Origin of the sequence: Methylobacillus methanolivorans (assembly GCF_044751345.1) — a bacterium.
GTDB classification, from domain to species: domain Bacteria; phylum Pseudomonadota; class Gammaproteobacteria; order Burkholderiales; family Methylophilaceae; genus Methylobacillus; species Methylobacillus methanolivorans.
In genome coordinates, this window is the sequence record NZ_JBIWXY010000002.1 from 63,202 (window position 1) to 78,120 (window position 14,919).

Genomic DNA, 14,919 nt, shown 5'->3' on the forward strand with positions numbered 1-14,919 from the left:
GAAAATACTAAATAGATCAAACGTCTAGGTTACTTACCCCCAGAGCATTGCCTTCAATGAAGGCGCGGCGTGGTTCTACCTGATCACCCATCAATGTAGTGAAGATTTCATCAGCCGCAATGGCATCGTCAATCTGCACCTTGAGTAGGCGGCGTACAGTAGGATCCATAGTGGTTTCCCACAGTTGCTCAGGGTTCATTTCACCCAGGCCTTTATAGCGCTGGATATTGAGGCCGTGCTTGGCTTCGCCCATGAGCCAATCTAGAGCAGCCTTGAAGCTGGTGATTGGTTGTTGTTTTTCACCACGCTTGATAGTGGCACCCTCACCTACCAAGCCTTGCAAGGTTTGTGATGTAGTGAGGATTTGCTGGTAATCACCACTACTGATGAAATCGCTATCGATCACGCTGGCTTGCAGGTTGCCGTGAACATACTTGTTGATTGCCAGGCGATAGTTGCCACTTTCTTGGTTTTGCGTCACTAATACTTCGCTACCTGTATGGCCCAACAATGGACGAAGTTTTGCTGCTGTCGCTTCGGCTTGGGCCTCACTATCGAGTTCCAACTTGCCCAGCTCAAGTAATGCGCGCAGGATACTTTCGTCATACAGTGGGCTCAAACGGCGAATGATGGCTTCGGTTAGTACCATTTGCTTGGCAATCGCTGCCAATGCTTCGCCACTGATGGTTTCACCATCTGTTTGCTTGAGTAATTCCGCACCTTTGAGCGCGGATTGCAGCAGGTATTGATCCAGTTCCTGCTCATCCTTGAGGTAACGCTCATCACGTCCCTGCTTGACCTTGTACAACGGTGGCTGAGCAATATAAACATGGCCTCGCTCCACCAATTCTCCCATCTGACGATAGAAGAAAGTTAGCAACAAGGTTCTGATGTGCGCACCATCAACGTCAGCATCGGTCATGATGATAATGCGGTGATAGCGCAATTTTTCTGCACTGAAATCATCCTTGCCTATGCCTGTCCCCAAGGCAGTGATCAGGGTTGCAATTTCCTGTGAAGACAAGAGCTTATCGAAACGGGCTTTTTCCACGTTCAGGATCTTACCCTTCAATGGCAGGATAGCCTGGAACTTGCGATCACGGCCTTGCTTGGCAGATCCGCCCGCAGAGTCACCCTCGACAAGGTAAAGCTCGCTTAATGCTGGGTCTTTTTCTTGGCAATCGGCAAGTTTGCCAGGCAAACCCATGGTATCCATGGCGCCTTTACGGCGTGTCATTTCACGCGCCTTACGGGCTGCATCACGTGCGCGGGCTGCCTCAATAATCTTGTTGCAGATAATTTTGGCTTCGTTAGGATTTTCCAGCAGGAATTCAGCCAGCTTCGCAGAAACGACTTCTTGCACAACAGGCTGCACTTCGCTGGAAACCAGCTTGTCCTTGGTTTGTGAGGAAAACTTTGGCTCAGGTACCTTCACGGAAAGTACGCAAGTCAGGCCTTCACGCATGTCATCACCGCTGGTGTCGATCTTGGCTTTTTTCGCCAAGTCATTTTGCTCAATATAGCTGTTCAGCGTACGTGTCATTGCCGTACGCAAGCCAGTCAAGTGAGTACCACCATCCCTTTGCGGAATATTGTTGGTAAAGCACTGCACGCTTTCACTGTAGGAATCGTTCCATTGCATGGATACTTCGATCGTCATGCCATCCTTTTCGCCGGAAGCGTAGAAAGGCTTGGGATGCAGTACAGTTTTGCTGCGGTTCATGTATTCAACGAAACCCTTGACCCCACCGGAATGGGCAAAGTTTTCAGACTTGCCATTGCGCTGGTCGATCAGCTCAATCTTGACGCCATTATTGAGGAAGGAAAGCTCGCGAATGCGTTTTGCGAGAATTTCGAAATGAAATTCCACAGTAGTGAAAGTTTCAACGGAAGCCAGGAAATGGACTTCTGTACCACGTCGTTCAGTCGTGCCCGTCACAGCCAAAGGTGATACGGCCACGCCACGACGGAATTCCATTTGATGCACTTGGCCATTACGGCAGATACGCAATCGAAGCCAGTCTGAGAGCGCATTCACCACAGAAACACCTACACCGTGCAAGCCACCAGAAACTTTGTAGGAATTTTGGTCAAACTTGCCGCCGGCATGTAATTCTGTCATTACGATTTCAGCGGCTGACCGCTTGGGCTCGTGTTTATCGTCTTCCTTGATGTCGGTAGGAATACCACGACCATTGTCAGAAATACTGATCGAATTATCAGGATGAATGATTACCTTGATGTCATCACAGTGTCCTGCCAAAGCTTCATCAATCGCATTGTCCAGTACCTCGAACACCATGTGGTGCAAACCGCTGCCATCGGATGTATCGCCAATGTACATACCTGGGCGTTTACGAACTGCATCTAGGCCTTCAAGGATTTTAATACTGTCGGAATTGTAATCAGTCATAGTCCTGTGGGTTTCACGTGAAACAATCAGTTATTCTTTAATATTCAATCGGTTAAATTCTCATTGGCATAACGACATATTTGTAATTATTGTCGTTTTCCACTGTTACCAGGCAACTACTATTCGCATCTGCAAACGAGAAAATCACGCTTTCGCTGTCTGAATTGTTCAATACATCGATCATGTAAGTGACATTGAAGCCAATATCCAGACTGCTGCCACCATAGCTAATTTCAAGTTCTTCTTCTGCTTCTTCCTGCTCGCTATTGGTGCTGATTAGTTTCAAGCTATTCGCAGAAAGCACCATGCGAATACCACGATATTTTTCGTTGGACAGGATAGAAGCTCGTTGCATGGATAACAAAATCATCATGCGATCTACAGTGAAACTGTTCTGGTGTCCTGTAGGGATTACACGTGTGTAATCTGGGAATTTTCCGTCAATTACTTTTGAAATCAATCGGATATCACCAAAAGCGAAATTAGCCTGACCATTGGCAACCTCTATTGTGACTTCATCTTCGCTTTCGTCCAACAGTTTTATCAATTCGATCACGGTTTTGCGTGGCAGGATGATTTCCTGTTTTTCGTAGCTATTTGCCAGTTCGGTTGAAGTAAAACTGAGTCTGTGGCCATCAGTACCTACAACATTCAGCCTATTTCCATTCACTTCAAACAACAAGCCGTTGAGGTAATAACGGATGTCTTGCTGCGCCATTGCGAATTCAACTTGTTTGAATAAGCGCTTAAGCGATTTTTGCCCAATCTTGATGATGGTATTACTTGCATCTGCATTTTTAGTCATCAAAGGGTAATCGTTGGCAGGAAGCGTTTGCAGGTTAAAACGGCTCTTGCCGGTTTTAACTTGGATGCGATTTTCCTGTGTTGCCATGGTGATATCAGCGTTTTCAGGCAATGAACGGCAAATATCCAGAAGTTTCTTTGCGGAGATCGTTGTCGATAGTTCTCCGCCGACTGCTGTTTCCACTGAAAGCGAGATTTGCATTTCCAGATCTGTGGCTGTCAGCACAATTTTGTCCTGTTTAGCTTCTAGTAACAGATTGGAAAGAATAGGCAAAGTATGACGTCTTTCAACAATACTGCTTACTGATGAAAGTGGTTTTAACAGCGTATCGCGATTGATTTGGATGTTCATATCTTTAAAACCTAATATATAAAAAATAAATTGATAATAACAATAAAGTAAGCAACTTCTGTTGATAACTCAAATTTTCAATTTAAATTCAATCACATATTTGAAATTAAACTATCTTGAAATTTTTATAAACTGTTGTGGATAGAATGTTGGTTATTTTACTGACTTCTTAAAATCGCGTTTAACCCGCATTGTTACCCACAGCCTTTCCATAAGCACGTACTTATTTTTTAATCCCGGATCACTTGAATCAAGACAGAAATATCTCTTGCCAAGGTTTGATCGTTTTGGCGCAATTGCTCAACTTCATCACAGGCATGCATTACCGTGGTGTGGTGGCGGCCACCAAAGGCCTCACCGATTTCGGGGAAGCTGTGATTAGTCAGCTCGCGCGCTAGTGTCATCGCGATTTGTCGTGGACGTGCAAAATTGCGCGAACGTTTTTTGCTATACATTTCAGCAACTTTGATTTTGTAGTAGTCAGCAACTGTTTTCTGAATATTCTCGATAGTAATCTGACGGCCACGAACTGCGATCAAGTCTTTCAATGCTTCTTTTGCCAAGCTCACATCAATGGCATGACCAGTGAAATTGGCCATGGCAATAATACGGTTAAGCGCGCCTTCTAATTCACGAACACTAGAACGTACTTGTTTCGCAATGAAAAATGCAACGTCTTCATCCAGGCGCACGCGTGCTGCTTCAGCTTTCTTCAACAGGATGGCAACGCGCATTTCCAATTCTGGCGGTTCTACTGCGACTGTTAGCCCCCAGCTGAACCGCGTGCGCAGGCGTTCATCGACATCTGCGATTTCCTTGGGATAGGTATCACAGGTGATGATGATTTGCTTCTTGGCTTCGATTAGAGAGTTAAACGCATAGAAAAACTCTTCTTGGGTGCGACTCTTCTTGGCGAAAAACTGGATATCGTCAATCAGCAATAGATCCAGAGAATGATATTGACGTTTGAATTCATCAAACGCTTTGTGTTCGTAGGCTTTCACGACATCCGAAACATAGCGTTCTGCATGCAGGTAACGAATTTTTGCATCTGGCCGCTGGGATTTCAGGTGATTGCCAATTGCTTGCAATACATGAGTCTTGCCTAAGCCAACTCCACCATAAATAAACAGAGGGTTGTAGGCGGTACCTGGATTTTCCGCGACTTGTATGGCTGCCGCACGAGCTAATTGATTGGCTTTTCCAGTGACAAAGTTATCAAAGCGGAATGACGGATTGAGGCCATTGGTCTCGGCTACGGGTTTGGTTTTTTTCACTGCTGCTGAAGCAGATTTTGTCGGCGTTACTGCTTTTGTGACCTTGCTGACTTCTGCTTCAATTTTTGCTTTTGGGGTAGGCTCTGCCGCTTGTTGTGGTTTAGGGCGTGCTGGGCTGACTGGCGCTGCTTTGTCGCTGGCATCATACAGTGCCAGTTCGATATGCATGGGGTTGGAGAATACCTCCTCAGCCAGTGCCGTGATTTTTTGTAGAAAGCGATCTTTTACCCATTGTTGTACAAAGCGATTAGGCGCCAATAGGCGCAATACATCCCCGTTAGCTTCAAAACGTAAGGGCTTGATCCAGGTGTTGAATTGCTGCGTTGACAACTCTTCTTCAAAGCGACCGAGACAAAGAGACCAAAAATTTTCCATCGGTTGCCCGAAACTCCGCAGTGAAATGAATGTGAGGTATGGACGAAACGTCTGATTATGTTTATTTTTATCGACCAGATGCTGTATTCACGGGATATTTACCACCCCATGCCAGATGAAGGATTCTAGCTTGTTTGCCACAACTTATCCACAGGCAACGCACAATCATTTTCACAACGGCTATGTTTTCCCAAATAAACATTGACATAGGGCTGTGTTTTCAGGTTAAATTACGCGTTTTTGATTCGCAACATCTAGAAGTCAACCGGAGATTCCCATGAAACGCACTTACCAGCCTTCTAAAATTCGCCGTGCTCGTACGCATGGTTTCCTGGTGCGTATGAAGACCCGTGGTGGTCGCGCTGTTATCGCTGCGCGCCGTGCCAAGGGCCGTGCTCGCCTGGCTGTTTAATCAGCCTTTCGCCGTTTAAGGCGATTTTAGCTATACATGGTTTTGCCATCATATGCGTTTGAGCGTCGGGCAAGATTGTTAAAAACGGATGAATTTTCATCCGTTTTTAATTTCCGCAAACGAGTTTCAGGTCGTTATCTTGTGTTCCACTACCAATCTAACGAATTGGCTTACGCAAGATTGGGCTTGGTAGTAGGTAAGAAAATTGCTCGCCGCGCTGTGGATCGTAATTACATCAAGCGTGTCATGCGGGAACTATTCAGGTTAAACCAGCATCAATTGCCAGGCGTTGATCTGGTGATAAGACCCCACATGATATTTGGTCGTTCTGAGTTTACCGAGATTGAACAGGAGTTCATCGAATTGGTAAGCAAACTACAGCGCAAGCTGACGATACAGCAGGAGCCTCAATGAATGTTGGGCAAACTGATGGTAGGCTTGATCAAGTTATACCAATGGATGTTGAGTCCATTGCTGGGCCAGCGATGCCGTTTTTACCCGACCTGCTCGCAATATGCCATTGAAGCCATACAAAAACATGGCGCATTGCGCGGAGCCTTTTATACAATACGCCGTTTATCCAAGTGTCACCCATGGCATGACGGTGGTCATGATCCTGTGCCATGAGAGTGTGGCTTAATACATTAGATTAAGAGATTTATGGATACCAAGCGCCTGATTCTTTTCGTTGTTTTTTCCTTTTCCATCCTGATGTTGTGGGACTCTTGGCAGCGTGATCACAAGCCTGCCCCTACGCCTGTAGCGACAGCAACGCAGCATGCTGAAGATAGTAGTGTTCCTCAAGCTGCCGCAAAATCATCTACAGCTTCTGCTAGTCAGGCAAGTCTTCCCGTAGAAACTGGTTTCCGCTTGCAATCTGGTGAGCGTGTTCAGGTCGAAACTGATCTTTACAAGGCTAGTATCGATACGATAGGCGGTGACCTACGTCGTTTGGAACTGCGCGAGCACAAGGATGATGTCGATCTAGATAAGAATTTCGTGCTGATGGATGATGCCTCAGCGCCGATGTTGTATGTCGCCCAGACTGGCTTGATTGGTAATGACTTGCCAACTCACAAGGCGGTCTTTACCAGTGATTCTTCGAGTTATCAGCTTACTCCAGGTGCCGATAAGTTGGATGTGCGTTTGACTTGGAAAGGCGATAATGGTGTTGAGGTTGATAAGATTTATACCTTCCACCGCGATAGTTATGCAATAGAAGTCAGCTACGAAATCCGTAACAACGGTACGGTGGCAATTGACCCCTCAGTGTATTACCAAATTGTCCATGATAATCAGTCCCACCAAGGCTCATACATGATGCCAACCTTTACTGGTGGCGCTTATTTCACTGAGGCTGATAAGTACAAAAAGCTTAGTTTCTCTGATATGTCCAAGACCAATCTCTCGAAGAACGCGAGTGATGGCTGGGTCGGCTTGGTGCAGCATTACTTCGTTAGTGCCTGGATTCCCAAGGATGGTTTAGCGCGGGAGTTCTATTCCAAAAAGCTGTCGGACAATATGTTTTCTATTGGTAGCGTCAGTCATCTGGGCAATATCGAGCCAGGGCAGTCTATCGAATTGAAATCACGCTTGTACGCTGGTCCCCAAACGCAAAGTGAATTGAAGAGCGTAGCTCCTGGGCTGGAATATACCGTGGATTATGGATGGTTGACGGTGATTGCATCGCCTCTGTTCTGGGTTCTGTCATCTATTCAGAAACTGGTGCATAACTGGGGTGTAGCTATTATCTTGTTAACGGTTCTGATCAAGCTCGCTTTCTATCCATTGTCTGCAGCTAGCTATCGTTCCATGGCGAATATGCGCGAGTTGGCTCCGCGTTTGCAACGCCTAAAGGAACAATATGGTGATGACAGGCAAAAAATGCATCAAGCAATGATGGAAATGTACAAGACAGAAAAGATCAACCCTATGGGTGGTTGCTTACCTATCTTGGTGCAAATCCCTGTATTTATTGCACTCTACTGGGTGTTGCTTGGCAGCGTTGAAATGCGTCACGCGCCGTTCATGCTCTGGATACAAGACTTGTCTGCGATAGATCCTTACTACGTGCTGCCTATTCTCATGGGCGCAACCATGATTATCCAGACCAGGTTGAACCCCAAGCCTGCTGATCCTGTCCAGGCCAAGGTCATGACCATCATGCCTGTGGTGTTCAGCGTGTTCTTCTTCTTCTTCCCTGCAGGTCTGGTGCTGTACTGGTTGGTGAATAATATTCTTTCGATTGCCCAGCAATGGCATATCAACCGCACTATCCATCAGGCAGCAGAAAAAAAGAAGGGAAATGCGCGTCGTTGATACCATCGCTGCTATCGCCACTGCTCCCGGCTCCGGGGGTATTGGCGTGGTACGTGTCTCCGGCCCCGCTAGCTCATCTATTGCCGAGGCAGTGCTAGGCCACTGCCCTTCCCCACGCTACGCAGCGTATCTTACTTTTCGTGATGAAAAAAATTCCCTGATTGATCGGGGTATTGCCATTTATTACCCTGGTCCACACTCCTACACTGGTGAGGATGTATTGGAATTACAGGCGCATGGTGGCCCTGCCTTGATGCAGATTTTGCTCAAGCGCTGCTTGGCTCTTGGAGCCCGGCAAGCAGAACCTGGCGAATTCACCCGCCGCGCTTACTTAAACGACAAGTTGGACCTAGCCCAGGCTGAAGCCGTGGCAGATGTGATTAACGCGGCCACTGAAGCTGCTGCTCGTAGCGCAGTAAAATCCTTGTCCGGTGAGTTTTCCACAAGAATCCATGAGTTGCTACAACAGCTGATTGATTTACGGCTATATGTCGAGGCTTGCCTGGATTTTCCTGAGGAGGATATTGATTTCATCAGCCAGGGACGAGTTGCTGAAAAATTGGCCCATGTTGCAGCCGGGTTGGACGCAGTGTTTCGTGAGGCAAAACAAGGCAATTTATTGCGTGAGGGTTTGCAGGTGGTTTTGGTTGGCCAACCTAATGTGGGTAAATCCAGCCTGATGAACCAATTGGCCGGGGAAGAGGTCGCTATTGTGACCTCGATTGCGGGCACAACGCGCGACACCATAAAAAACTCCATACAAATCAATGGGGTGCCGCTTCATATTATTGATACTGCAGGATTACGTGAAACTACAGACGAAGTAGAACTACATGGTATTACCCGAACATGGCGAGCTCTAGAAAACGCCGGTGTTGCATTATTATTGATTGATGCAGCTCATGGTATTGGAGAGATGGAAAAATCGATTCTGGAGCGATTGCCGCAGGATTTACCCAAAATTTGGGTTCACAATAAAATTGATCTTGAATCCACAAGCCCTAACATTATCCAGCAAGACGGCAATACGCATATTTATCTTTCTGCCAAGACGGGAGATGGTGTAGGGCTATTACGACAGTGCTTGCTGGAAATTGCCGGCTGGCAACCTAGCGGTGAAGGTGTATTTATGGCGCGTGATCGGCACTTGCTGGCATTAAATACTGTCCATGAACACTTGGATGTAGCTGAAGGCTTGTTAATTCAACCGGAGTTATTTGCTGAAGAGTTGCGGTTGGCACAGGATGCGCTGAACAGTATTACGGGTGAATTTACCCCTGATGATTTACTTGGGGAAATTTTCAGCCGTTTTTGTATAGGGAAATAAAGTTGTTGTAGATAAATAAAAAAGCCCGGATACCGGGCTTTTTTATTTCTTGGCTAGTCGTAACTTATGCGCGACGACGAGCTGCAAAACCAAGGAAACCTAAGCCTAGCAACAACATGGCATAGCTGGAAGGTTCTGGTACGGCTGCAATTGGTAGATTACCTGTGAATGCATATTGGTGAATTTGGCCGCGCTGAATCAAATTATTCACATATACATTGCCTTCGATATCTGCTTGGTTAGTTAATGTGGCATCAGTGGCAAGGATGGTGCCGCCAAACTGACGCCCTAAGTCTACTGTCTGGGCATTGTAAAAATTCCAGACGACATTACCTGCAATTTTCTGTGCTGAACCGCCGAGGAAATTAGCGGAAATATCGATATCCTTCAGGCCGGAATTGATGACGATGGTAGTGGCGTTGTTAAGAATAAAGTCAAATTCACCCAAGCCAAAAATAGTTAGTGCATCAGCATCGCTAAGGTTAAAAACGGCTAAGCCAGTATTGTCTGCGCTAGCGGTGAATGTTGCCTTTTGTGAGCTCCAAGTGACATTACTGGTATTGGTTAGCAGTGCCAGGTTATCCGAGGTTTGGTTCAGGACACTGTAAAAATCAGTGGAGCTTGCCGCTGCAATATTGGTATCCAGCTGGGTATTGGGTGTAGTTAACCGACCACCATTGAAATTGATATTGCTTGCTGTGCCATAGATATAGGCTGGTCCATTCATGTAACCATCACTGGCATTTCCGAAAACAGCTGTACTGCCAGAGTTTACACTGGTGTTGGTTGAATTTCCCTTAATGACAGCACCGTTTGCAAGCACTCGAGCATTGCTGATGTTGCCTTGAACGGTAAGGCCGGCATAGTCTGATGTTGGGAGTGAGCGATGCACGTATTCCCCGCCCACTACATTGCCTCCCACCCAGGCACGCCCATGCAGGTGGGAGGTGGAGTCGATATTACCAAATACCACGGTATTGAACTGTTGAAAGGTTTGGTTAGCATCAAGCGCTGCTTGTGCGCTTGTGCTAAAAAATGCGGCTGCCATGATGGCTGGCAATGCAAAAGCACGAATTGACATAAAAATCCCCGATAGTGAATTGAATAAACTTCTTTAATAATCGCGCCAATGAATGGCGTCGACTTTTTTAACTACATTGATCATGTAGTTTTGTATGTCAAGAAAATATCAGATAGTGAATCAGAATTATATAGTCTGAATGGATAAGCACCACTCACAGAAACTCAACAATTGTTAATTGTTCCACGTGAAACATATGAGGAGCTGAGGCGCGGCGAATTTATCGATGTTTCACGTGGAACATTGCCTGATAGTCACTGACAGAGGGGGGGTAATGCAGTATCATTCGAGTAATTCTATCTGAGTATTTTTCATGCAATATCCCGAGAAATTTGACGTGATTGTTGTTGGCGGCGGCCATGCTGGAACGGAAGCGGCGCTAGCGAGTGCTCGCATGGGTCAGAAGACCTTGCTATTGACTCACAACATTGAAACGCTGGGCCAGATGTCATGTAACCCATCCATTGGCGGTATCGGTAAAGGGCACCTGGTTAAAGAGGTGGATGCGTTGGGTGGTGCTATGGCTGCCGCTACCGATGAGGGTGGCATACAGTTTCGCATCCTCAATTCAAGCAAGGGGCCAGCTGTGCGTGCAACACGTGCGCAGGCGGACCGCGTGCTCTATAAAGCGGCTATCCGCCGCCGCTTGGAGAATCAGCCTAATCTGTGGCTGTTTCAGCAAGCAGTGGATGACATTGTTCTTGAGGGTGAGCGTGTTGCAGGTGTAGTGACTCAGTTGGGTCTCAAGTTTGAAGCCAAGGCTGTGGTATTGACAGCGGGTACTTTCCTGGCGGGTTTGGTGCATGTTGGGCTGGCAAATTATCAGGCCGGCCGCGCGGGTGACCCCCCTGCTGTTTCGCTTGCGGCACGCTTGCGTGAAATAGGCTTGCCGGCTGGACGCTTGAAGACGGGTACTCCCCCCCGCATTGATGGTCGTACGATTGACTGCAGTGTCATGTCGGAGCAACCAGGTGATACGCCGGTGCCAGTGTTTTCCTTTTTGGGCAGCGTTGCGCAGCACCCGGCACAACTTCCTTGCTGGATTACTTTTACGAATGAAAGAACCCACGACATCATTCGCAGTGGGTTGGATCGCTCACCGATGTATACCGGAGTGATTGAAGGCGTTGGACCGCGTTATTGTCCTTCGGTTGAGGACAAGATACACCGTTTTGCGGATAAGGATTCGCACCAGGTTTTTCTCGAGCCAGAAGGTTTGGCTACCAATGAGATCTACCCTAATGGTATTTCAACGAGTCTGCCATTCGATATCCAATACCAATTGGTGCGTTCTATCAAGGGGTTGGAAAATGCACATATCTTGCGCCCTGGCTATGCTATTGAATATGACTACTATGATCCGCGAGGCTTGAAAAGCTCGCTGGAAACCAAGGCTGTGAAGGGTTTGTTTTTTGCTGGTCAGATCAATGGTACTACGGGCTACGAAGAAGCAGCCGCGCAGGGCTTGCTGGCGGGAGCCAATGCGGCGCTGTATGCGCAGGAAAAAGAAGCGTGGTGGCCTACACGTGACCAAGCTTACCTTGGTGTGTTGGTTGATGACCTGATTACGCAGGGTGTAAGTGAGCCCTATCGGATGTTTACCAGTCGGGCGGAGTATAGGCTCATGCTGCGCGAGGATAATGCTGATATGCGGTTAACCGAGGCTGGGCGTAAGCTGGGCTTGGTTGATGATGTGCGTTGGGAAGCTTTCCAGCGTAAGCAGGAAGCTATAGAGCGTGAGCAGCAACGCCTGCGTCGTACTTTTATCCATCCACAACATGTGCCGCAGGAGCAATTGCAACAGGTGTTTGGTAAGGTGCTTGAGCGTGAGTACTCGATGTTTGAATTGTTGCGACGTCCAGAAGTGAGCTATGAGGCATTGCTCACCCTGCCCCAGGCGGGTGAAGGTGAGGCAGATCCACAAGTGCGTCAACAATTGGAAATCGCTGCCAAGTATCAAGGGTATATAGATAGGCAGGCTGAGGAAATTGAGCGCCTAAAAGACAGCGAGCATTATAAATTGCCTATGGATATGGATTACGGCGAAGTGCATGGCCTTTCTATCGAGGTACAGCAAAAGCTAAACAAGCAGAAGCCAGAAACTATCGGCCAGGCTGGACGTATTTCTGGGGTGACGCCAGCAGCAATCTCATTGTTATTGGTACACCTCAAGCGTAAAGGGCGTAAGTCGAATCAAGCAGCGGATCAGGTGGCATGAGCTTGCGGAGTAAGTTGGAAGTAGGTGCTCAACAACTTGGCCTGGATTTGCCGGTGGCAGTGATTGATAAGCTGCTGGTTTATCTTGAGCTATTGGTGAAGTGGAACAAGGTACACAATCTGACGGCGGTGCGTGACCCGGAAGAAATGGTCACGCTACATTTGTTGGATAGTCTATCGGTATTGCCACACGTGCCGACCGGTCGATTGCTGGATGTGGGCAGTGGCGCTGGTTTACCGGGCATTATTCTGGCAATTTGCCGTCCGGATTTACAGGTGACCACCATAGATGCAGTGCAGAAGAAGGCGAGCTTTATGCGCCAGGCCAAGGCGGAGTTGCAGATCGACAATTTGCAGGTGGTGGCTGGACGTGTGGAGCAACTCAAGCCAGAGCTGCCTTTCGATACCGTGATCTCGAGAGCATTTTCTGAGATTGCCTTATTCATCCAATTGACGAAGCATTTAATCGCTGAAGAAGGACTATGGTTGGCGATGAAGGGGCAAATGCCGCAGGGGGAGCTGGAGGCAATTTCGCTTAAACCCTCGAAGGTAGAGCTGTTGGTGGTGCCGGGGCTGGATGCACAGCGTCACCTGGTTTTCCTGCCAGCGAGGCAGTGTTGATGGATTTAATACTAGTGGGATGGCTTAAATCATGAGGATTCTGGCAATTACCAATCAAAAAGGTGGCGTTGGCAAGACGACAACCTGTGTCAATCTCGCTGCCAGCTTGGCGGCCACCAAGCGCAAGGTGCTGGTGATTGATCTTGACCCGCAGGGCAATGCCACTACCGGCTGCGGTATTGATAAATCCAAGATGCAGCACACCATTTATCATGTGCTGATTGGTGAAAAAAGCTTGCGGGATGTGATGCAGCGTTCAGAGCGCGGGCGATTTGATGTTGTGCCAGCGAACCGGGAATTGGCTGGGGCTGAAGTAGAGTTGGTGAATGAGTTTGCGCGCGAGACTCGTCTAAAATCCGCCCTGGCAGAGTTAGGCGATGATTACGATTATGTGCTGATCGATTGCCCCCCTGCCCTTAACCTCACCACGGTTAATGCCTTGACTGCGGCTCATGCAGTCATGATCCCCATGCAGTGTGAGTATTATGCACTTGAGGGTTTGTCTGACTTGGTGAATACCATCAAGAAAGTGCGTGCGCACCTTAACCCGCATCTTGAAATTGAAGGTTTGCTCAGGACCTTGTTCGATAATCGCAATACCTTGGCACAGCAGGTTTCCCATGAGTTGGCGCAGCATTTTGGTGACAAAGTCTACCGCACAGTGATTCCGCGCAATATTCGCTTGGCGGAAGCGCCTAGTTATGGTGTGCCAGTGTTATTACATGATAAGGCATCCAAAGGCGCCAAGGCTTATCTTGCCCTCGCGGGTGAAATCATCAATCGACATATCGTCAGCAATCGGCAAGTTGCAGCAAATTAGGAGTTTCAATGGTTAAGTTGAAGGGTTTGGGGCGTGGGCTGGATGCGCTCTTGGCAGGTGATGTGGGGACGGTATCGGCCAACGATACGCCCAATACCTTGTTGGTTGGTCAGTTGCAGCCAGGTAAATATCAGCCGCGGACCCATATGGATCAAGCATCACTGGCTAGTCTGGCTGATTCCATTCGTGCCCAGGGCATTATGCAGCCTATTCTGGTGCGCAAGGTTGCTGATGATAAATATGAAATTATTGCCGGTGAGCGTCGCTGGCGTGCATCGCAATTAGCAGGCCTGTTAGAGGTTCCGGTGTTGGTGCGCGAGATTCCCGACGAGTCTGCACTGGCGATGGCCTTGATCGAGAATATACAGCGTGAAAACCTCAACCCGCTGGAGGAGGCGCAAGGTATTCAGCGCTTGATCAATGAATTCAATATGACGCACCAGGCAGCGGCAGATGCGGTTGGTCGATCACGCAGTGTGGTTACGAATCTGCTTCGGTTGCAGAATCTAAATAAAAATGTGCAGGAAATGCTGATGCAAGGTCAGCTGGACATGGGGCATGCGCGTGCACTGTTGTCATTGCCTGAAGCGAATCAAATTCTCGCGGCAGAACAAATTGCTCAGAAACAACTTTCTGTCAGAGAGGCAGAAAAGCTGGTTAAGCAACTGAGTGCCGAGCCACAACAAAAGCCTGCCAAAGTAGTTGATCGCGATGTTTTGAGATTACAAGAGGATTTGTCCGAAGCCTTGGGTGCTGCTGTTGTGATCAAGGCTGGCAGCAAGGGTAAGGGGGAAGTCAAAATTCATTACAGCAGTCTTGATGAGTTGGATGCTTTGATTCAGCGATTTAAGGGTGGAAATAGCAATTAAGCTTGACTTAATGCTGATTTAACAACAAAATC

13 protein-coding genes are annotated in these 14,919 nt (G+C 47.7%); 9 read left to right on the forward strand and 4 right to left on the reverse strand.

Annotation, left to right across the window (positions count from 1 at the left end; translation table 11 throughout):
- Nucleotides 1–16 precede the first annotated feature (16 nt).
- From gyrB to dnaA, 3 genes are all read right to left on the reverse strand, one after another.
- Nucleotides 17–2,413 (reverse strand): DNA topoisomerase (ATP-hydrolyzing) subunit B, encoded by a 2,397-nt coding sequence (gene gyrB / locus ACIKP9_RS09950; protein ID WP_400882106.1) that lies wholly within the window; start codon nt 2,411–2,413, stop codon nt 17–19.
- A 52-nt stretch (nt 2,414–2,465) separates the two neighbouring features.
- The gene (gene dnaN / locus ACIKP9_RS09955; RefSeq protein ID WP_400882109.1) at nt 2,466–3,569 is read right to left on the reverse strand and encodes a DNA polymerase III subunit beta; all 1,104 of its coding nucleotides are present in this window, start codon (nt 3,567–3,569) and stop codon (nt 2,466–2,468) included.
- Nucleotides 3,570–3,799: 230 nt separating this feature from the next.
- On the reverse strand, nt 3,800–5,221 hold the full coding sequence (gene dnaA / locus ACIKP9_RS09960) for a chromosomal replication initiator protein DnaA (RefSeq protein ID WP_400882112.1): 1,422 nt from the start codon (nt 5,219–5,221) through the stop codon (nt 3,800–3,802).
- A 277-nt stretch (nt 5,222–5,498) separates the two neighbouring features.
- Between dnaA and rpmH the strand changes: the two genes are divergently transcribed.
- Genes rpmH through mnmE form a run of 5 tightly spaced genes read left to right on the forward strand, consistent with a single transcriptional unit; the run spans nt 5,499 to nt 9,279 of the window.
- Entirely contained in the window at nt 5,499–5,633 is a 135-nt protein-coding gene (gene rpmH, locus ACIKP9_RS09965; protein WP_230348357.1) for a 50S ribosomal protein L34, read from the forward strand.
- Between the two features lie 36 nt (nt 5,634–5,669).
- The gene (gene rnpA / locus ACIKP9_RS09970; RefSeq protein WP_400882115.1) at nt 5,670–6,047 is read left to right on the forward strand and encodes a ribonuclease P protein component; all 378 of its coding nucleotides are present in this window, start codon (nt 5,670–5,672) and stop codon (nt 6,045–6,047) included.
- Nucleotides 6,048–6,260 carry a membrane protein insertion efficiency factor YidD gene (yidD, locus tag ACIKP9_RS09975; protein ID WP_400882118.1) on the forward strand — a complete coding sequence of 71 codons (213 nt, stop codon included), beginning with the start codon at nt 6,048–6,050 and terminating at the stop codon, nt 6,258–6,260.
- Nucleotides 6,261–6,293: 33 nt separating this feature from the next.
- Nucleotides 6,294–7,952, forward strand: a complete 1,659-nt coding sequence (gene yidC, locus ACIKP9_RS09980; RefSeq protein WP_400882121.1) for a membrane protein insertase YidC — start codon at nt 6,294–6,296, stop codon at nt 7,950–7,952.
- The gene (gene mnmE, locus ACIKP9_RS09985) at nt 7,939–9,279 is read left to right on the forward strand and encodes a tRNA uridine-5-carboxymethylaminomethyl(34) synthesis GTPase MnmE (protein WP_400882124.1); all 1,341 of its coding nucleotides are present in this window, start codon (nt 7,939–7,941) and stop codon (nt 9,277–9,279) included. The genes yidC and mnmE overlap by 14 nt, the downstream gene beginning before the upstream one ends.
- Before the next feature lie 64 nt (nt 9,280–9,343).
- Here the strand turns inward: mnmE and ACIKP9_RS09990 are convergent, their stop codons facing one another.
- Entirely contained in the window at nt 9,344–10,360 is a 1,017-nt protein-coding gene (locus tag ACIKP9_RS09990) for a choice-of-anchor A family protein (RefSeq protein WP_400882127.1), read from the reverse strand.
- Between the two features lie 313 nt (nt 10,361–10,673).
- On the opposite strand from ACIKP9_RS09990, the gene mnmG reads away from it, so the two are divergent.
- The 4 genes from mnmG to ACIKP9_RS10010 are packed head-to-tail and all read left to right on the forward strand — an operon-like array spanning nt 10,674 to nt 14,887.
- Entirely contained in the window at nt 10,674–12,578 is a 1,905-nt protein-coding gene (gene mnmG, locus ACIKP9_RS09995) for a tRNA uridine-5-carboxymethylaminomethyl(34) synthesis enzyme MnmG (protein WP_400882130.1), read from the forward strand.
- Nucleotides 12,575–13,198 (forward strand): 16S rRNA (guanine(527)-N(7))-methyltransferase RsmG, encoded by a 624-nt coding sequence (rsmG, locus tag ACIKP9_RS10000; protein ID WP_400882133.1) that lies wholly within the window; start codon nt 12,575–12,577, stop codon nt 13,196–13,198. Before mnmG ends, rsmG begins: the two co-directional genes overlap by 4 nt.
- 31 nt (nt 13,199–13,229) lie before the next feature.
- A complete protein-coding gene (locus tag ACIKP9_RS10005; RefSeq protein ID WP_400882136.1) occupies nt 13,230–14,018 on the forward strand; it encodes a ParA family protein in 789 nt (262 codons plus the stop codon).
- A gap of 8 nt (nt 14,019–14,026) precedes the next feature.
- A complete protein-coding gene (locus ACIKP9_RS10010; protein WP_400882139.1) occupies nt 14,027–14,887 on the forward strand; it encodes a ParB/RepB/Spo0J family partition protein in 861 nt (286 codons plus the stop codon).
- The last annotated feature ends 32 nt before the right edge of the window (nt 14,888–14,919 follow it).

Coding starts and splice junctions, on each gene's coding strand:
- gyrB (WP_400882106.1), bottom strand. CDS start 2,413: ATGACTGATTACAATTCCGACAGTATTAAAATCCTTGAAGGCCTAGAT.
- dnaN (WP_400882109.1), bottom strand. CDS start 3,569: ATGAACATCCAAATCAATCGCGATACGCTGTTAAAACCACTTTCATCA.
- dnaA (WP_400882112.1), bottom strand. CDS start 5,221: ATGGAAAATTTTTGGTCTCTTTGTCTCGGTCGCTTTGAAGAAGAGTTG.
- rpmH (WP_230348357.1), top strand. CDS start 5,499: ATGAAACGCACTTACCAGCCTTCTAAAATTCGCCGTGCTCGTACGCAT.
- rnpA (WP_400882115.1), top strand. CDS start 5,670: ATGGTTTTGCCATCATATGCGTTTGAGCGTCGGGCAAGATTGTTAAAA.
- yidD (WP_400882118.1), top strand. CDS start 6,048: ATGTTGGGCAAACTGATGGTAGGCTTGATCAAGTTATACCAATGGATG.
- yidC (WP_400882121.1), top strand. CDS start 6,294: ATGGATACCAAGCGCCTGATTCTTTTCGTTGTTTTTTCCTTTTCCATC.
- mnmE (WP_400882124.1), top strand. CDS start 7,939: ATGCGCGTCGTTGATACCATCGCTGCTATCGCCACTGCTCCCGGCTCC.
- ACIKP9_RS09990 (WP_400882127.1), bottom strand. CDS start 10,360: ATGTCAATTCGTGCTTTTGCATTGCCAGCCATCATGGCAGCCGCATTT.
- mnmG (WP_400882130.1), top strand. CDS start 10,674: ATGCAATATCCCGAGAAATTTGACGTGATTGTTGTTGGCGGCGGCCAT.
- rsmG (WP_400882133.1), top strand. CDS start 12,575: ATGAGCTTGCGGAGTAAGTTGGAAGTAGGTGCTCAACAACTTGGCCTG.
- ACIKP9_RS10005 (WP_400882136.1), top strand. CDS start 13,230: ATGAGGATTCTGGCAATTACCAATCAAAAAGGTGGCGTTGGCAAGACG.
- ACIKP9_RS10010 (WP_400882139.1), top strand. CDS start 14,027: ATGGTTAAGTTGAAGGGTTTGGGGCGTGGGCTGGATGCGCTCTTGGCA.